Genomic DNA, 16,477 nt, shown 5'->3' on the forward strand with positions numbered 1-16,477 from the left:
CTCCTGCCGTACGGCCTTTTTCGTTACAGGATAGAGAGTACCGGACCGCCCCGGCCCAAAGTTGGGATGGAGCCGGAACAAGGAGGAAAGGGACATGGATCTGCTGCACCAATGCCAGCTCTGGCACGAGCATGACGAGTACCAAAAGATCATTGACCTCCTGGAGGAAATCCCTGCCCAGGCCCGCACCCCGGAGATGGACAGCGAGCTGGCCCGGGCCTATAACAACGTCGCCCAGCCCGGTGAAAAAGAGCTGTTCCAAAAGGCCATCGCCCTGCTGAAGCCCCACGAAGATTATTTTGAGCATGACCACTACTGGAATTTCCGTATGGCTTATGCCTACTACTACTTAGACCAGGAGGGCCTGGCCCTTCGCTACTTCCAGAAGGCGCTGGAGGCCCGCCCCGGCGACAGGGATACCCTGGAATTTATTGAGAATTGCCGCAAATGTCTGGCGCTGCCCTACTTTGAGGAAACCTTCCGGCAGCGGACTGCCAGAGCGTGGCGGGCCTTTGAACAGGAAGAGGGGGAAGTGCGCCGCGCGCTGGAGGAGGACGGGGCGCAGATCTGGCGGGAGGAGCTGACCGCCCGGTGTGAGATCCTTTTGCGCCAGGCCATTGCGGACCTCTCCCTGGAACTGGACTATGATGGGAAACGGTGTAAGCTGCTCCTTAACACGGATGGGGACCGGGTGAAGCTGTTTGAGCTGGACTATTTCCAGCGCCATGCCCCTGCCTCTGTGCTGAAGCGCTGGGATATTCTGGTGGACTGCGGCTCGTGCTCTGGCAGTGTACAGGAGGAGCTGGACCGCTATACTGCCTATCGGGGAGAGGAGGATCAGGACCCCGATGCCGACTGGCGCATGGATATGATCGTAGGCTCCACCTGCTGCCCGCCGCTGATCGAGGACTATCTTCACGGAGAGAGCCAGGGCATGGACGAGCTGCACCGCAATGGCGCGGCGGCGGGGTTTCTGTGCTATCCGCTGGACGGCTTTACCGGCCAGGACCCCACTCAGCAGCTCTTCGACTTCCGGGACGCTTTGGAGGCGGCCTTAAAGCGGCGGGCCGGGAAAGAGGCCTTTACCCTCATCGGCGGCGGCGCCGGGACCCGTTACGGCTATGTGGACCTGATTGCCTGGGATCTGCCCGCCGTACTCAATGCGGCGGCGGAGTTCTTTCAGGGGACCCAGCTGCCCTGGGCCAGCTTTCATGTGTTCCGCCGGGAGGTTGCCTCTGTGCGCCTGCTGGTCCGGGAGGAGGAACCGGAGGAGGACCCCCAGGTCCACCCGGAGACCGGCTCCATCCTCTCTCAGGAGGACCTGGACACCTTGGAGTCCTTTGTGGGGGAGACCAAGGGCTACTATGGCCGGATGCTGGACTATCTTCAGAAATTCGTGGAAGAGGGCGTACAGGAAGAGCGGTTCACCGAGGGACAGGCCCGACGGGACCTTGTGCTGGGTTTGTGGTATGCCTATGCCTGTCTCAATCTGGACGAATATGAGTTCTACTACCGGGCGGCCCAGTGGATGTCCCACTCCGAGGACAAGGCCAAGGGCTGCGGCGTCTGGTATTACCGCTATTCTGTGGCCCTGATGTACTGCGGCAGGCTGGAGGAAGCCCGCCGGTATGCCGAACTGGGGGTGGAGGAGGAGCCCGCTTATCCCTGGATCTGGCTCCAGGCGGGCAAGCTGCGCAGCTGGGCTGGAGATCGGGAAGGGGCGCTGGAGGCGGTGCGGCGGGGCCTTGCCCTGGAGCCCGGCGACCATGAGTTTCTCACGCTGGAGCGGGAGATCCGGGAGGGGGCGACCCTGGAACAGATGGAATACCACTGGATCAACCCCGAGCTGGATCAAAGGCTCCAGAAAGGACTGGACCAGGACGCCGACAGCAAGCAGCGGGCCATTTCCTGTATCACCGTCAACCCTGCGGGCCTTGCGGACTTCCAGCGCATTTTCCACCCCGACCCGGAGTCCTTCACCAAAGATGCCCCTTATTGCAGCTTCTTCTACCCGGTTCAGGGAGAAGAGGTGGAGCTGGTGTTCCGCATGAATGAGGCAGGCCTGTCCAAGCTGAAAGCCGACTGGCTCCAGACCCAAAAGGAGCGTTTGGAGTGCGGCGATTGGCTGACCTGGACCACCCGGCAGGGGGACCGGGGAACGCTTGACGCGGTGCTCTTCGACCTGGACTACCAGGTCAGCCTGGTGTATAAGGTCCAGGGAGAGGAGGACTGGTATTTCCGGGTGCGGCTGAATGAGGACGGCACCCCTTGCGAGACAGAGGTGCCCCAGGGAGAAGCGGAATACTACAGCGAAGGGGAGCTGGACACGGTCCAGCAGCACATTGAGCAGACCTTCGGACCCTTTGAGCAGGTGTGGCACGAGCTGGTCTCCCCGGATATCCATGTGGATATCTGCCTGATCCCGCCTGCGGAGGAACGGGACTATTATACCCTTGTGACCATGGGCATGGGGGCCCACCGGATGCATGTGCCGGAGGAGCTGGCGGAGCATAAGCTGGAACGGGCGGAGCTGGTCATTGCTCTGCCGCCCGACTGGAAACTGAGCTCCGACGAATTGTCTGACGAAACTTGGTACTGGCCCATGCGTCTGCTGAAGATCCTGGCCCGGCTGCCCATCCAGTCGGATACCTGGCTGGGCTGGGGACACACCATGGATAACCAGGAGCCTTTTGCCCCCAACACCCGGCTGTGCGGGGCCATGCTCATTGGTCCCCAGCGGGTGGAGGAGGGGGGAGAGGTCTGCCTTCTGCCGGACGGCGATGAGGTCAATTTCTACCAGGTGATCCCTCTTTATCGGGAGGAGCTGGAGTACAAGCAGGCCACCGACGCCGATGCTCTGCTGGAGCGGCTGGAGGGCAGCAGCTTTGTGGTACATCCCAACCGGCCCAATGTGGCCCCCTCTCACGCGGGAGAACGGGCGGAGGAGAACGAGCTGGTGCTGGACGACGGGAACCGGCACATGGAAAAGAGCAAGGAAAAGGGCCTGCCGGTGGAGGAACTGGCGGGACTCAATCATCTGGCCATTTTCCTGCGCTGGTGTATGGAACACGACTTGATGAGCCTGACCTTTCTGGAGCGGTATGACAGCGTAGCGCAGCGGTTCCAGGCGGATCTTTCTCATCTGGACCTGCGCCCCTTTATCCGGGATGAACTGGACGGACAGCTCTTCTTCCCCCTCTTTGATGAGGAGGGGGCGGCTTTTGCCCGTTGGTATTACGCTGACGAGGACAAAGATCCCTGCTATACCGGCGACATTGACGAGTACGCCTTGGCCTATTTTGGCCCGGAGCGGTATCATTCCAGGGAATTTCAGGACGAAGCATACCTGTTTGTGCCCTTTGACGAGGATTACTACCAGGCCATGGCGGAGGTCATTCAGCGGCGTTGGGATCAGTGGCAGCAGCTGCGGGAGGATGCCTGATTATTGGGCGGCCTGGATGCGGGTCACTGCCTGGACAAACCGCTTCACATCCTCGCTGGGTTCCAGGGCGTAGATCAGGCCGTAGGGAATGGCGTAGTCCCAGTTCACTGGCAGCGTGACCAGCGCCGGGTGGACGTCCTGCCAGCACTCCAGGGTCAACAGCACGTTTCCCGTCTCGGCGCAGCGGTTGAATACAGAGATGTCATAAAAATGGGGGGTATCCTCCAGGTGTATTTTAGGGTGATTGGTTCGTAGATCGGCCCGCAGCCGGTCGTTGAGGGGGGAATCCCCCTCCTGTACCATCATTAAGGTCTGGCCGTACAGGTCGGAGAGCTCCAGCCGCTTCTTGGCGGCAAGGGGATGCTCCCGCCGTACGGCCACCATTTTTCGATAAGTGCCGAGAGGAAGCAGACGGCACTGGTCCAGCCAAGTTTTAGAATCACAGACCCCCACCAGAAAATCGAATTTTTCCCCCAGCTGTCCGATCTCGCTCAAAATGCCCCGGTGGTCGTCCTCAAAGGGGACCAGGTGGAGCTTATAGTCGGGAAATTCCCGATTGACCTGATACCACAGGTCCATAAAAGGCTTGGCAGGATTCAGAAGCGACGTGCCCACACAGAAGGTGGTCTCCGCCGCGCACAGGGTGGCCCGGGCGTTGGCGATGGAGCGCTGGGCATAATCGGCCAGAAACTTGGTATCCCGGTAGATCACCTCTCCCGCCGGAGTGAGATGCACTCCATGAGGGGTGCGCTCCAGCAGAATCAGCTCCAGATGGGCCTCCAGGGCGTCCATTTGTTTTTTCACCGCTGTAGGAGAAATAAAAAGCTGTCTGGACGCCTTGGTAAAACTGCCGCAGTCGGCCACCGCCACAAAGCTGCCCAGCAGAGGATTGAGCATGAATACCCCTCCTTATATAAACTTCTAGTTCATGCTATGCTAACAAATCAGAGATTCCCAGTCAAGGGGAGGCCTGATAAAATAAGGGCAGAAGGAGGGGATGGTATGGCGAATCTCATTGCCTATTTCTCACGGGCAGACGAAAATTATGTCAGCGGGACCCTGAAATGGTTGGAGACCGGCAACACGGAGGTGATTGCCGGTATGATCCAGCAGTTGACGGGGGGAGTGCTGTTTCCCATTCAGCCCGTTCAACCCTATGCCAAGGATTACAATACCTGCATTGCCCAGGCCCAGGCCGACCAGCGCCGGGATGCACGGCCGGAGTTGAGGGCATGGCCGGAGGGGGTGGAGGCCTATGACACCATCTATCTGGGCTACCCAAACTACTGGGGCACCATGCCCATGGCGGTCTTTACCTTTCTGGAGCGCCTGGATGTGACCGGGAAGATCATTTATCCCTTCTGCACCCATGAGGGCAGTGGCATGGGCCGCAGTGAGGCGGATCTCCGCCGCCTGTGCCCAGGGGCAGAGGTAAAGCCAGGGCTTGCCATCGTGGGCGCCCGGGTGGATCAGGCGGAAGAGACGGTACGGAAATGGCTCAACCAGAACAAGGAGGCAGGCTAACATGGAAGTACAAAATCTGAGCGTTTTTCCCACAGGGGGAAAAAATGACGCCTATGCCCAGTATTTTGTGGGCCAGAGTTATTTAAATATGCTTACCACCCAGGGGGTGGCCATCGGCAACGTGACCTTTGAGCCGGGGTGCCGGAACAACTGGCACATTCATCATGCCAAAGCGGGCGGGGGGCAAATCCTGCTGTGTACCGCCGGCCGGGGCTGGTATCAGGCGTGGGGCGAACAGGCCCGGGAGCTGCATCCCGGCGATGTGGTAGTCATTCCCCCGGAGGTCAAACACTGGCACGGCGCTGCCCGGGACAGCTGGTTCCAGCACCTGGCGGTGGAGGTGCCCGGAGAGGACTGCCGGAATGAGTGGTGTGAGCCAGTGGCGGATGAGGAATACGATCAGCTGAAGTAAAAGGGGGAACCTAAGATGGTAAAACAGACTGCGGGACGGGATGCGCTAGGGACGTTTGCCCCGAAATTCGCGGAATTAAATGACGACGTGCTGTTTGGACAGGTATGGAGCCGGGAAGAGGCCCTTTCTCTCCGGGACCGGAGTGTGGTCACGGTGGTGGCCCTGATGGCGCAGGGGTTGGTGGACAGCTCCTTCCAATACCATCTGGAGACGGCCAGGAAAAACGGTGTGACTGCCGGAGAGATGGCGGAAATTTTGACCCACGCCGCCTTTTATGCCGGTTGGCCCAAGGCTTGGGCCGCCTTCCGCATGGCAAAAGAGGTCTATGAAAATCAGCATTGATGGTCCGCTTAGAGGGGCCGCGGCGTCTGCCGCGGCCCCTCTGTTGTCTGCCGGAAGCAAAGGCTTTATAAAATTTAAGGCAGAATTAAGAAGCCGTTTCTGTACCGGGGCCCTCCCATGTGCTATACTGCACCTACTCAAACAATTAAGTTGGAGGAGGTCTCTATGGCATTTACCTGCAATACCACATACAATTCCAGAGCCTTGGCTGCCATGTCCAGAGTGGTCCGCAAGACGGTCCGGGTCAAGGTCAACCGCTGCGCGAAACTCTTTTCCTGGCTGATCATCGTCCTATGCCTGTTGTGTGCCTGTATCTCCTGGGAGGAACCCTGGATAGCGGCCAGCGACGCCGTGGTAGCCGTTTTGCTGCTGCTGATCAACTGGAAAGAGGACGCTATAAACGGCTTCTTTGCCCGGCGGAGGGCCATGCCCGGCATGGAAACCGCCAGCGCCGCCTTTTATCCCGACTACTACGAGGTGCGGATCGCCGGGGCTGTGACCCAGTGGCAGTACAGCAAGGTGCTGGTCCTTGCGGAGACGGGGGATTATTTTGTCTTTGCCCTGGGGAAAAATTACGCCCAGGCCTTTGAAAAGGCAGGGCTGGAGGGCGGAACGGAGGAAGAATTCCGCCGCTGGCTGGAGGAGAAAACCGGAAAACAAATGCGGAAGATAGGGAGATGACGGCGTATGGGCAAGGGAAAACACGGGGCAATGCTGGGTATTCTGGCGGCCTGCGGGGCTGCCGGGGCCATTTACAGGTGGCATTATCGGATGCCCATGAAAGAGTATACCAGGTACGCGCTGTATATGGCCGCGCTGGATGATGAGATCTGCCGCAACGAGCTGGAGGGCAACCGGATCGGCGGGGAGACCATCGTCTTTCCCCCCAGGGCGGAGACCTTGCAGGAGCGCTACTATCTCTTCCTGCGGATGAACCGAAAAAAATATAGGGCGGCCTTGCGGGCGGAGATTGAGGCCATGGAGCGGCGGCTGCTGGAGTCCCGGCAGTATATCGGGCAGCCCAAGGTGGATCTGGAGATGGGCTGGAAGGGGGAGGAAGACACTTGAAACCGGACGTTTTCTCTGTATAATAGAGAAAAAAGCCAGGAGGAGTGACCCCTGTGTCAAACACCACCAAGCAGGCCCTGTCGGCAGCCCTGAAACGGATGCTGCTGAAAAAGCCTTTGGACAAAATCACCATCCGGGACATTGCGGAGGACTGCGGTATCAGCCGCATGGCTTTCTACTACCACTTCAAGGACATCTATGATCTGGTGGAGTGGAGCTGTGTGGAGGATGCCGCCCGTGCCCTTCAGGGCAAAAAGACCTACGACACCTGGCAGGAGGGGCTGCTGCAGATTTTTGAGGCGGTGCTGGAAAATAAGCCTTTCATCCTCAATGCCTACCGCTGTATCAGCCGGGACCAGATGGAGCATTTTCTGTTCAAGCTGACCTATGGGCTGATCCGAGATGTGGTGGAGGAGCAGAGCCAGGGGGTGGAGATCTCCGAGGCAGACAAGGCGTTTATTGCAGAGTTTTATAAATACAGCTTTGTGGGGATCATGCTGGACTGGATCAAACAGGGAATGCAAGGGGACTATCAGACCATCGTGCAGAAGGTGAGCACCACCATGCACGGCAATGTCTCCAACTCCATCCATAACTTTGCCGTACAACCATAAGTTCTTTACAAAAAGGGCCTGGTGATTAGTTTTTTATCACCAGGCCCTTTTTGTAAATGGCGGAACGGGCAAAAACGGGGTAGGATAAAGCCACGATCAAAAGCGACGCCGCAGAGGCGGCGGAAGATAGAAAGGTGGCTATTTTTATGGCAAAGAATCTTGGAAAGTTGACGGCTGCGGCCGCCGGTCTGGCCGGCGCGGGCGCGGCTGTGGTGCTGGCCAAAAAGGCGACGCAGAATAAAAAGACTATCAAAACGGCGGGGGAGAGCAGCTACCGCAATACAGAGCTGGGCCGCCATGAGAAGAACAGCAAGGGTATCTACTACTCCAACGGAAATTATGAGGCCTTTGCCCGACCGGAGAAGCCGGAAGGCGTGGAGGAGAAGAGCGCCTATATTGTGGGAAGCGGCCTGGCCGCCCTGGCGGCAGCCTGCTTCCTGGTGCGGGACGGACAGATGGACGGCTCCCACATCCACATTCTGGAGGCCATGGACATTGCCGGCGGGGCCTGCGACGGCATCTTTGATCCCAGCCGGGGCTATGTGATGCGGGGCGGCCGGGAGATGGAGAACCATTTTGAATGCCTGTGGGATCTGTTCCGCTCCATCCCCTCTCTGGAGCGGCCCGGCGCCTCGGTGCTGGATGAGTTCTACTGGCTCAATAAGCACGACCCCAACTACTCCCTGTGCCGGGCCACAGTGAACCGGGGGGAAGACGCCCACACCGACGGCAAATTCAACCTGAGCCAGAAGGGCTGCATGGAGATCATGAAGCTCTTTATGACCCCGGACGAGGATCTGTACGACAAGACCATCGAGGACGTCTTTGACGACGAGGTCTTTTCCTCCACCTTCTGGCTGTACTGGCGGACCATGTTTGCCTTTGAGAACTGGCACTCCGCCCTGGAGATGAAGCTCTACTTCCAGCGCTTTATCCACCACATCGCTGGTCTGCCCGACTTCAGCGCCCTGAAATTCACCCGCTACAACCAGTATGAGTCTCTGATCCTGCCTATGCAGAAGTATCTGGAGGAGGCCGGAGTGGACTTCCAGTTCGGCACCGAGGTGACCAACGTCCTCTTTGACATCCGGGACGGCAAAAAGGTGGCCACCGCCATCGAGTGTAAGGTCAAAGGGGTCGAGCGGGGAATCGTGCTGACCGAGAACGACCTGGTGTTTGTCACCAACGGTTCCTGTACCGAGGGTACCATCTACGGCGACCAGGACCACGCTCCCAACGGGGACGCGGAGGTGCGCACCAGCGGCTGCTGGAGCCTGTGGAAGAACATTGCCAAGCAGGACCCGGCCTTCGGCCGCCCGGAGAAGTTCTGCTCGGACATTTCCAAGACCAACTGGGAGTCGGCCACCATCACCACCCTGGACGACAAGATCCTGCCCTATATCACCAATATCTGCAAGCGGGACCCCAGAACGGGCAAGGTGGTCACCGGCGGCATTGTCAGCTGCCAGGACTCCAAGTGGCTGCTGAGCTGGACCATCAACCGGCAGGGCCAGTTCAAGGAGCAGGACCCGGAGAAGGTGTGTATCTGGGTATATGGCCTGTTTACCGACGTGCCCGGCGACTATGTGAAAAAGCCCATGAAGGAATGTACCGGCAAGGAGATCACCCAGGAGTGGCTCTACCACATCGGCGTACCGGTGGATCAGATCCCGGAGCTGGCCGAGCACAGCGCCCTGTGCGTGCCCACCATGATGCCCTATATCACCGCCTTCTTTATGCCCCGGACCAAGGGGGACCGGCCCGACGTGATTCCCGACGGCTGCGTCAACTTTGCCTTCCTGGGCCAGTTTGCCGATACCCCACGGGATACCGTGTTCACCACCGAGTACTCTGTGCGCACCGCCATGGAGGCGGTCTACGGCCTGCTGGGGGTAGATCGGGGCGTGCCTGAGGTGTGGGCCAGCGTGTATGACATCCGGGCCCTGCTGGATAGCTCTGTGTGCCTGATGGACGGCAAATCCCCCCTGGAGATGGAGCTGCCCGGGCCGCTGAATCTGCTGAAAAAGCCGGCGCTTAAGTTTATCAAAGGAACCGTGGTGGAGAAGCTGCTGCGGGACCACAACATCCTTCGGGACGGAATGGCATGATTTGATGCGGTCTAATTCCAAAAAAACACACAGGACGACGATATTTCGTCGTCCTGTGTGTTTGCATATATCCATCAATTCTGTGTGGCAGATATACTGCGTTTGACTTGCAGAAGCAGCAGCACCAGACCGAGGCCCAGCAGGATATGACCAACCCCGGCCATGCCCGAGATGGCCGCGTTTATGCCGGTGGAAAGCTTGGTTCCCAGTACCTGGACCACACCCCGGGTCACCAGCATGGCGACGGTCAGGTTCAGTCCGATATGATAAATGACCAGCACCCGCCCGGTACTTGTGTCGGTGAAGGAGAGGTTTTTTTCCAGCACGAGCAGCAGCAGGAAAACCACCATGCCCAGCAAAAAATAATGGGTATGTACCACAGAGAGGGTGGTCTTGGCGGTAAAGCCGTTCAATCTGGTAAATTCCCGATAAAATACGCCGCCCGCCATAGCGAGAATGGCATACAGCAGCGCGGTATTTATATAACGCTTCATATAAGTTCCTCCTCTATCTGCATTCCTGTTTCATAGCAAAATATCCGATCAGCACCGTCCAAACATAGGCGCAGGTCTTGGGGATCATCAGCATCCCGATCATAGGGATGGAGTCCGCCCACAGTACCACCGGGATGTAAAAACCAAAGCTCAATACAATGGTCAGCCACATCCAGCGAAACGCCTGATCCCGGTGTTCCCTGGCGCTGCGGTAAAATAATACGATCACCAGAAGGCCCAGCAGAGCAAAGGGGATGTTGCGGTAGATGCCCCAGGAGAGGGGCGCATCAGCGCTGAGCCACTGATTCTGGGGCATCATGCACAGAAGGACCCGCAGACCGGCCAGAACATACACCGCGGCGGTCAGGCCGCTCCGCCCTTTGATCTGGTAGCGCTGCCGCCACACATAATAGAGCAGCACATAGAAAATTGTCATGGTGACAGAGGTGATCCACTTTCCCAGCCCCAGAGGAACGGTATAGTCTTCAAGACCCGTGGTACACAGGGCATACGCTCGGGGGATCAGATGGAATGCGTCGCCCGCGCCCAGCACCACCGCCATGAAGCCAAACAAACGGAACTGACGGTTTCCCTTGCTGCCTCGGATCATCAGGATTCCGATGGTAATGACCGAGATCAGATAGACCGCGTCAAACAGTGTTTCCATGATTGCCTGCATGATTTACGCTCCTTTTCGCTCCATTTTGCTTTGGTCGGTGGCTGCGGCAAAGACTGCCTTGCCATAGTTGCGGCCAAACAGCAATCCGGCCAGCAGAAGCGCGGCGCCCAGGCCGGTATAGAAGACGGCGATAAACCGCTCGGGCGCAAGTCCGCTTGCCCGCAGGCCAATGCCGCCGGTCATCATCACCGCCATGATGGCAAAGGCCTTTCCGTCAAAGAATTTCAGGAAAAAGTGCCGTTCCTCCAAATAAGCGCTAATCCTGGCGGTATGCTTTTTTACCAGCTTGCCAAAGATAAACCGCTGAAACACGGCAAAAACCAGCACAGACAGCAGGCAATTTAGCACCGTAAGATAGGCTGGATAGGCCATCAAGCCGATGCGGAGAATGTTGAACCCTGCCACGCTCCACACCAGACAGGCCAGAAGCAGCAGAGTATTCCGTTTTACTTTCATCATCTGCCTCCTTTTGATGAACAATGTTCAATTTCTCGGATATAAAATTCCCACAGAATTGTGGGAATTTTGAGGCTATCCCAAAAGATCCAAAACCTTTTTGGTCAAAGGGCCGCACAACGGATTGGGCTATCAGTTCCGCTTTAATAAAGGGTCCTGCGGACGATCTCCAGCACGGTTGTGGGGTCATAATCCTGCCGCAGCAATGCGGACAACATCAGGGAAAACAGAAGATCCGCAAATTTTTCCGCTGTAAACGGTGGGGTAAAGGCGTCTGGACGAACCTTAGCATCCTGCTGTAAAACAGAGCAAAGCCCGTTTATAATGTGCTGCCAGGTCTGCTGCATTCGTCGTTTCCCATCGGATTTGTCTTCGCCCATAAAGCCCAGGGAGTGGAAGGTAAAAAATCCGGGATATTGTTTGCGGCCGTATTCCATCTGTCCGTACAGCCAGGTAATACAGGCCTGGGTGTCCTGAAACACGGCCCCGTCCTCTGGACGGTGGAAGATCTCACACCAGACGCTTTCCACCGTGGCGCCCATCAGGGCAGCCTTGGAATCAAAATAGTTGTAAATAGAGCCAACCGATACTCCGCAGGCCGCCGCCACCGAGCGGATGTTGACTGCGGACCAGCCCTGTTGCTGGACCAGCTCCCGGCTGGTCTTCAAGATTTCCTCCTTGGATGTGACTGCGGTATTCATCCAATCACCTCAATATGAACCGTGTTCATTATAAGGCTTTGTACACCTTTGTCAAGGGTTTTTGGTTGGACATTTTTTACTTGACTCAGCTCTAGACCGTGTTTAAAAAGTCAACGCACTCAATCGGCGGACTTTCCATCCGCTGGACCGCCCAATTTTTCACTGAAATTTATCAGGATTCCCTCGGAAAATTGCTTGCTAACTGTGGATTGGAACCCTCACATCTGGCCCTTCCATACCCGGGCCAGAATGTCCTTGAGCACCAGCAGGGCGTCGGTGTGGTTGTAGCCGTAATCCACCCGCAGCTGTGTAAGCATCTCCCGCAGCGCGGGGGCGTAGTCGTTGATGCGCACCGTTTCATGGTAGGTGGCCAGCACCGGATACTTCTTGCTCCACACCTTGTTCCAATTGATCCGGGACTGGGCCTCGTCGCTGACGCTGTCGATCATCTGTTGGGCCTGTTGCTCGTCAAAGTCGTACTCGATCAGCTCGTCCAGGGTTATGTGGTAGAGCATGGCAAGCCCCTTGGATTGGCGGATGTCGGGCAGGGTCTCATTGGTCTCCCATTTGGAGATGGTCTGGCGGCTCACTCCCAGCTTTTCAGCCACATTTTCCTGAGAAAGGCCGCTCTTTTTCCGGGCGTGGTATAAGCTGCTTCCCAAACTCATGACGGTTTCCTCCTGCTATTTCGATTTTCGCACTTCAGTATACCGTCCGGGCCGCAAAAAATCCACCAAGGAAAACCGCCATTTTCGCCCGGTTTCCTGACATTTCCCAAGGACGGCTCATTGCTTGGGGTGAGGCACCAGGGCGCTCTGTCCATCAAGGATCAATGCAAGGTAATCCGTCAGCTCCAGGTCAAAGCTGAAACCGCCTGGGCGTCAGCACAGGCGGTTTTGTATCTGGCGGAAGAAGCTGCGGGCGTTCTCCAGATCCCGCTCGTCCGGGTGTCCCTTAGCAATTCCGCCCACCAGCTTGAAGGGGCCGAAGGTATCGTAGCCCTTGCAGCTGAACTCCCCCAGAATGGGGCAGTTCTTCTCCCTGGCGATCTCCGTAAGGGCCTTGGCGCCGTTGCCCTTGGCTCCGCCGTAGGTGTAGACAAAGAACACCGGCTTGCCCTGGGACAGGTACTGACGGGCAAATTCCACCACAGCCTTTTGAACGTCAAAGCCGTAGATGCCGGAGGCAAAGCCGACACAGTCATAGTCCTCCAGCCGGACGGTTTGGCGGGTGGTCACATCAATGAGGTCCACCTGGCCCTCTTGAGCCATGGCCTCCAGAACGTTCAAAGTGTTTTTATGGTGACGGGAGTAGTAGCAAATGGCGGTTTTCATGAATGGTTCCCTCCTTGCAGCTGCCAGCCAGCGTCGGGGCTGTCTTTGGCGCCGCCGGTGATCACGGCAGCTTTATGTTCAAAAAAGTTCTCTCCGCCGTGGCTTAACGCCAGTACAAAATGGTAGAGAGTGTCCCAGCCGCTCTTGCAGACTATATTGATTCATCTGTCCCTTCATCTTCTCCCGCACAGACGGGACAGCCAGCATAACGCCCACCAGTTTCATCTGCAAGATGCGTTTTTTCTGCTTCTGGGGAAAATCATAGATACCATGTTCCTTATAAAATTTGTGGTCGGCTTTCATCATGCCCTGCATGACATAGATGAGATCCCGGAAGATTTTCATGCCGCCCACTCCATAGAAATTGGCCGGGCGGGACAGCTGCTTCTCCAAAGCAAACGCCAGGGAATCCGCCAAGATCTGAATATCGGCCGCAGTATTTCCCTCATCCGTGGCCACACCGCACAGGTAGTTGCCGCCCACCTCGCTGCGGCCTTCCACAATCATGCGCAGGTTACTCTCATACTGGTAGTCGCCGCTGATGAGGTAGGCGATGGGAGTGCCATGGGTGACGGTGCGGTGCCCATTGCAGAACTGCCGGTCGTCAAAACACTTGAAGCTGGAGTGGGTGTAGTGGTCTGAGATGGTAAAAGCGTAGACAAAGGCGTCGGCGGTCTGGATGGTGTCGCGTAAAAACGTGTCGAATCCGTCCTTGTAAACGCATTTTCCGGTGATGGCACAGCCAAAGCACCCAAGACACCCGCCGGAAAAAGGAAACTCCCGCAGGTTGACCACCCGACTCTCAAAGGGGAGTGCTTCGCGGAAATCGGCAATCATATTTTTGAGGTTTTCATCCTCAGGGGCGCAGTTGGTGACGATAACCACGTCTTTGGCATTGCTTTTGGGAGCGGAGGGCAGTACGGGCTCATAGATCGTCGTTTCCCGGCGGGGCGCTCTGGCGGGAGGTGTGACAAACAGCCCGTGTTCACAGGAGAATATCAACTGGTCGAAAAAGGCTCGGGCCTCCCGCTGCCCCTGTTCGGTGAGCAGGTCATCCATGTCGGCGGACAGACCACGCACAACCTTCATCCCCAAGTCAAAACAGTTCTCCTCCACATAGCGGTGGGCGGTCACATCATAAAAATGCTTAGAGGTTGTGATCTGGGAGGCAAATTTCCCGGAGAGGTCCACACCGTCGGCCTTGATGAGTTCTATGAGCCGGTGGAGCTGGTAAGGGGCAATAAAGGTGTAGACCGGATAGCAGAACAGCAGCAGTTCTGCCTGCTCCAGCGCTTCCCGCAAGGGGGTAAAGTCTTTCTCGTAGCTTTTGACCCGCTGGCCCACTGGAAGAACGGAAAAGGGATGTTCCGGGTGCAGCGCCTGTAAATATAGGGCGGTGTGGACTGTGGTGGAGTTCTTGCCTTTGGGGCTGGCGTTTAAAACAAGGATCTTCATGATGGTTCCTCCCATTCGTGAAGCAGACGGCTGTACCAGCCGATCTCAAATGTGGCGGCGTCGATGCCGTACTGGATGGTGCAGAGGACCCCGTGGGTCACCTCGATCTGCCGAGTCCCGGATGGCGGCAGGGCGCTCTTCGGGCTTGGCCAGTTCCGCAAAAAACAGCCGGGACAGCTCCGCTCCACTTTTTGTTATCGGGTCAAATTTAAGTTTTCAGTAAAGAGAAGAAATCCGAACCCATCTCCAATTGGAAGATTGAGTTCGGATTTCTATCTTTTGTCTTTTGTTGCCGAAAAAGATACAGCCCGGAAAGCCTTGCGGCTCAATGGATTCAGGGTTTTGCGCAACTTGTATTTTTGTTTTTCTGCGCTTTTTTCAAGCCATTTCCGAACCCCCATATTGACATACTGACAAAGCCATGTGCAAACAGGATAGGAAAAAAGGGCCATGCGTCAGCACAGCCCTCTTTCTTACTTCAGTCTTATGATCTGCTCATATAGCATAGCATACTTTTTCTCGATCACCATGTTGCTGTGGTAGTGGCCGAAGAACCAATACCGGAAGGTACATCTCTGACACACTTCATCGAAGAACTCGGTCAGTGCGTCTTTTTTGAACATTCCTCCGCTGAACACATCCTGTATGCTGGAGGGGCAGCAGTGGCTGATGATGTAATCCACATTCCAGTGGACACGCTCCAGATTTGCTCTGGCTTCCAGATATTCCGCTTCGCTGGGCAGTTCCTCGGCCCACCAGGAACGATGGTTCACACGAAACAGCGCACCGCGCTGTTCGAGTTGCTGAAACTTTTCCTCGAAGTCTGGATCGTCCGGCTCCAGAATGCCATCCTGGATATCATGGGAGGATGCGCCGCCCATGGTAAAAAACTTCCTGCCGTTGAGCTCATATACCTGGCCCCGCATGAGATGCAGGACGGAGGGACGTATCCTCTGGATCTGTCCGCCATGCCACTCCTCTTTGGGATAACCTTTGTAGGCGTCATAGTTTTCATGGTTCCCGAGCACGAAGGCCGTGGTGTAGGGCAGACTATCCAGCCAGTCCAGTCCTGCATCATCCCGTGGATCACCGTACCAGATTCCACCAAAGTCTCCACAGACCAGAACCAAATCCTCCTTGGTCATGTGTTCCTGCTCATAGAAGATGTCGGGCCGGAACCGGCAGAAATCTCCATGTGTATCTCCTGTTATAAAAATTTCCATAAGTAAATCGCTCCTTGTCTCTATTTTAGCATACGGACTGTTCAATCTCCAAATCGCTGTATCGGAACTTGACCCGGATTGTTTCCGCATCGACTACAGTGACCCGTTCAATCATCTTGCGAACGACCTCGTCATCATAGTGAGGAAAGCCATTGAGATGTTCCTCCAGATAAGTTGCGTACTCTGCCATACGTGAGTCCTCGTTGATTCTGTTGGCTGCCTCTTTCTTCGCCGCATCGATCCGTGTCTGCAGGTTCTGCTTTTCTTCCAGCAGGGTCTTGAGTTGCTCTGCTATCGTCAGATCCTCCATGTTGGCTAACGCCTGATCCAACAGGGCGTTCTGTTGTGCGGTCAGTGCTTCCAGTTCGCGCTCCAATTCCAATAGGTTGTTACCACCTCCTTCCGGGGTACATACCATTCGGAGCGTCTCTGCAAGTTCATCCTGCAGGCCATCGCTTGCTTCAACTACCCGATTAAGCACTGTAAGAATTGCGGTATGTAGCTTGTCCTCCGCCATGGAAGGCGAGTTATGGCAGTATTTTTTCCCAAATTCCAACCGGGAGACACACCGCCAGACGATCCGTTTGACGCCATTTCTGGCCCAGGTACACCGCTTATAGGGGGA

The 16,477-nt window shown here is 56.5% G+C and carries 17 protein-coding genes and 1 pseudogene; 8 read left to right on the forward strand and 10 right to left on the reverse strand.

Annotation, left to right across the window (positions count from 1 at the left end):
- The first annotated feature begins 94 nt into the window (after window positions 1-94).
- Window positions 95-3,442, forward strand: coding sequence for a suppressor of fused domain protein (locus Q0J75_RS13205; protein ID WP_363315727.1), 3,348 nt, complete (start codon window positions 95-97; stop codon window positions 3,440-3,442).
- Here Q0J75_RS13205 and Q0J75_RS08270 read toward each other — a convergent pair whose 3' ends face one another.
- Complete coding sequence (locus tag Q0J75_RS08270) at window positions 3,443-4,339, reverse strand: LysR family transcriptional regulator (protein WP_297199451.1); 897 nt, start codon at window positions 4,337-4,339, stop codon at window positions 3,443-3,445.
- Between the two features lie 105 nt (window positions 4,340-4,444).
- On the opposite strand from Q0J75_RS08270, the gene Q0J75_RS08275 reads away from it, so the two are divergent.
- The 7 genes from Q0J75_RS08275 to Q0J75_RS08305 all read left to right on the forward strand — a co-directional run bounded on the left by Q0J75_RS08275 (window position 4,445) and on the right by Q0J75_RS08305 (window position 9,510).
- Window positions 4,445-4,966 carry a flavodoxin gene (locus Q0J75_RS08275; RefSeq protein ID WP_297199454.1) on the forward strand — a complete coding sequence of 174 codons (522 nt, stop codon included), beginning with the start codon at window positions 4,445-4,447 and terminating at the stop codon, window positions 4,964-4,966.
- Between the two features lies 1 nt (window position 4,967).
- On the forward strand, window positions 4,968-5,378 hold the full coding sequence (locus tag Q0J75_RS08280) for a cupin domain-containing protein (protein WP_297199457.1): 411 nt from the start codon (window positions 4,968-4,970) through the stop codon (window positions 5,376-5,378).
- A gap of 15 nt (window positions 5,379-5,393) precedes the next feature.
- Window positions 5,394-5,720 carry a carboxymuconolactone decarboxylase family protein gene (locus Q0J75_RS08285; protein WP_363315728.1) on the forward strand — a complete coding sequence of 109 codons (327 nt, stop codon included), beginning with the start codon at window positions 5,394-5,396 and terminating at the stop codon, window positions 5,718-5,720.
- Between the two features lie 165 nt (window positions 5,721-5,885).
- The gene (locus Q0J75_RS08290; protein WP_297199460.1) at window positions 5,886-6,401 is read left to right on the forward strand and encodes a YcxB family protein; all 516 of its coding nucleotides are present in this window, start codon (window positions 5,886-5,888) and stop codon (window positions 6,399-6,401) included.
- Between the two features lie 6 nt (window positions 6,402-6,407).
- Window positions 6,408-6,788, forward strand: coding sequence for a hypothetical protein (locus tag Q0J75_RS08295; protein WP_297199463.1), 381 nt, complete (start codon window positions 6,408-6,410; stop codon window positions 6,786-6,788).
- 53 nt (window positions 6,789-6,841) lie between these two features.
- Complete coding sequence (locus tag Q0J75_RS08300) at window positions 6,842-7,402, forward strand: TetR/AcrR family transcriptional regulator (protein WP_297199466.1); 561 nt, start codon at window positions 6,842-6,844, stop codon at window positions 7,400-7,402.
- Between the two features lie 146 nt (window positions 7,403-7,548).
- A complete protein-coding gene (locus Q0J75_RS08305; protein WP_297199469.1) occupies window positions 7,549-9,510 on the forward strand; it encodes an oleate hydratase in 1,962 nt (653 codons plus the stop codon).
- 74 nt (window positions 9,511-9,584) lie between these two features.
- On the opposite strand, the gene Q0J75_RS08310 is transcribed toward Q0J75_RS08305, so the two are convergent.
- The 9 genes and pseudogenes from Q0J75_RS08310 to Q0J75_RS08350 all read right to left on the reverse strand — a co-directional run.
- Window positions 9,585-10,004 carry a DUF2871 domain-containing protein gene (locus Q0J75_RS08310; RefSeq protein ID WP_297199471.1) on the reverse strand — a complete coding sequence of 140 codons (420 nt, stop codon included), beginning with the start codon at window positions 10,002-10,004 and terminating at the stop codon, window positions 9,585-9,587.
- 13 nt (window positions 10,005-10,017) lie between these two features.
- Window positions 10,018-10,683, reverse strand: a complete 666-nt coding sequence (locus tag Q0J75_RS08315; RefSeq protein ID WP_297199474.1) for a hypothetical protein — start codon at window positions 10,681-10,683, stop codon at window positions 10,018-10,020.
- 3 nt (window positions 10,684-10,686) lie between these two features.
- On the reverse strand, window positions 10,687-11,139 hold the full coding sequence (locus Q0J75_RS08320) for a hypothetical protein (protein WP_297199476.1): 453 nt from the start codon (window positions 11,137-11,139) through the stop codon (window positions 10,687-10,689).
- Between the two features lie 143 nt (window positions 11,140-11,282).
- Window positions 11,283-11,840 (reverse strand): TetR/AcrR family transcriptional regulator, encoded by a 558-nt coding sequence (locus Q0J75_RS08325; protein ID WP_297199480.1) that lies wholly within the window; start codon window positions 11,838-11,840, stop codon window positions 11,283-11,285.
- A gap of 218 nt (window positions 11,841-12,058) precedes the next feature.
- Window positions 12,059-12,508, reverse strand: coding sequence for a helix-turn-helix transcriptional regulator (locus tag Q0J75_RS08330; RefSeq protein ID WP_297199483.1), 450 nt, complete (start codon window positions 12,506-12,508; stop codon window positions 12,059-12,061).
- A 213-nt stretch (window positions 12,509-12,721) separates the two neighbouring features.
- Window positions 12,722-13,174 carry a flavodoxin domain-containing protein gene (locus Q0J75_RS08335; RefSeq protein ID WP_297199486.1) on the reverse strand — a complete coding sequence of 151 codons (453 nt, stop codon included), beginning with the start codon at window positions 13,172-13,174 and terminating at the stop codon, window positions 12,722-12,724.
- A gap of 78 nt (window positions 13,175-13,252) precedes the next feature.
- A complete protein-coding gene (locus Q0J75_RS08340; RefSeq protein WP_297199489.1) occupies window positions 13,253-14,629 on the reverse strand; it encodes an NAD(P)H-dependent oxidoreductase in 1,377 nt (458 codons plus the stop codon).
- A 473-nt stretch (window positions 14,630-15,102) separates the two neighbouring features.
- On the reverse strand, window positions 15,103-15,852 hold the full coding sequence (locus tag Q0J75_RS08345; RefSeq protein ID WP_008979993.1) for a metallophosphoesterase family protein: 750 nt from the start codon (window positions 15,850-15,852) through the stop codon (window positions 15,103-15,105).
- Window positions 15,853-15,877: 25 nt separating this feature from the next.
- Window positions 15,878-16,477: pseudogene (locus Q0J75_RS08350) on the reverse strand (recombinase family protein); the annotation flags it as partial.

The organism is uncultured Flavonifractor sp., assembly GCF_944385615.1.
GTDB lineage: Bacteria > Bacillota > Clostridia > Oscillospirales > Oscillospiraceae > Flavonifractor.

Bases quoted from the DNA above. Each gene is read 5' to 3' on its own strand.
- Q0J75_RS13205 (WP_363315727.1), top strand. From the start codon at position 95: ATGGATCTGCTGCACCAATGCCAGCTCTGGCACGAGCATGACGAGTAC.
- Q0J75_RS08285 (WP_363315728.1), top strand. From the start codon at position 5,394: ATGGTAAAACAGACTGCGGGACGGGATGCGCTAGGGACGTTTGCCCCG.
- Q0J75_RS08315 (WP_297199474.1), bottom strand. From the start codon at position 10,683: ATGCAGGCAATCATGGAAACACTGTTTGACGCGGTCTATCTGATCTCG.
- Q0J75_RS08320 (WP_297199476.1), bottom strand. From the start codon at position 11,139: ATGAAAGTAAAACGGAATACTCTGCTGCTTCTGGCCTGTCTGGTGTGG.
- Q0J75_RS08330 (WP_297199483.1), bottom strand. From the start codon at position 12,508: ATGAGTTTGGGAAGCAGCTTATACCACGCCCGGAAAAAGAGCGGCCTT.
- Q0J75_RS08290 (WP_297199460.1), top strand. From the start codon at position 5,886: ATGGCATTTACCTGCAATACCACATACAATTCCAGAGCCTTGGCTGCC.
- Q0J75_RS08275 (WP_297199454.1), top strand. From the start codon at position 4,445: ATGGCGAATCTCATTGCCTATTTCTCACGGGCAGACGAAAATTATGTC.
- Q0J75_RS08280 (WP_297199457.1), top strand. From the start codon at position 4,968: ATGGAAGTACAAAATCTGAGCGTTTTTCCCACAGGGGGAAAAAATGAC.
- Q0J75_RS08270 (WP_297199451.1), bottom strand. From the start codon at position 4,339: ATGCTCAATCCTCTGCTGGGCAGCTTTGTGGCGGTGGCCGACTGCGGC.
- Q0J75_RS08305 (WP_297199469.1), top strand. From the start codon at position 7,549: ATGGCAAAGAATCTTGGAAAGTTGACGGCTGCGGCCGCCGGTCTGGCC.
- Q0J75_RS08310 (WP_297199471.1), bottom strand. From the start codon at position 10,004: ATGAAGCGTTATATAAATACCGCGCTGCTGTATGCCATTCTCGCTATG.
- Q0J75_RS08325 (WP_297199480.1), bottom strand. From the start codon at position 11,840: ATGAATACCGCAGTCACATCCAAGGAGGAAATCTTGAAGACCAGCCGG.
- Q0J75_RS08340 (WP_297199489.1), bottom strand. From the start codon at position 14,629: ATGAAGATCCTTGTTTTAAACGCCAGCCCCAAAGGCAAGAACTCCACC.
- Q0J75_RS08335 (WP_297199486.1), bottom strand. From the start codon at position 13,174: ATGAAAACCGCCATTTGCTACTACTCCCGTCACCATAAAAACACTTTG.
- Q0J75_RS08295 (WP_297199463.1), top strand. From the start codon at position 6,408: ATGGGCAAGGGAAAACACGGGGCAATGCTGGGTATTCTGGCGGCCTGC.
- Q0J75_RS08345 (WP_008979993.1), bottom strand. From the start codon at position 15,852: ATGGAAATTTTTATAACAGGAGATACACATGGAGATTTCTGCCGGTTC.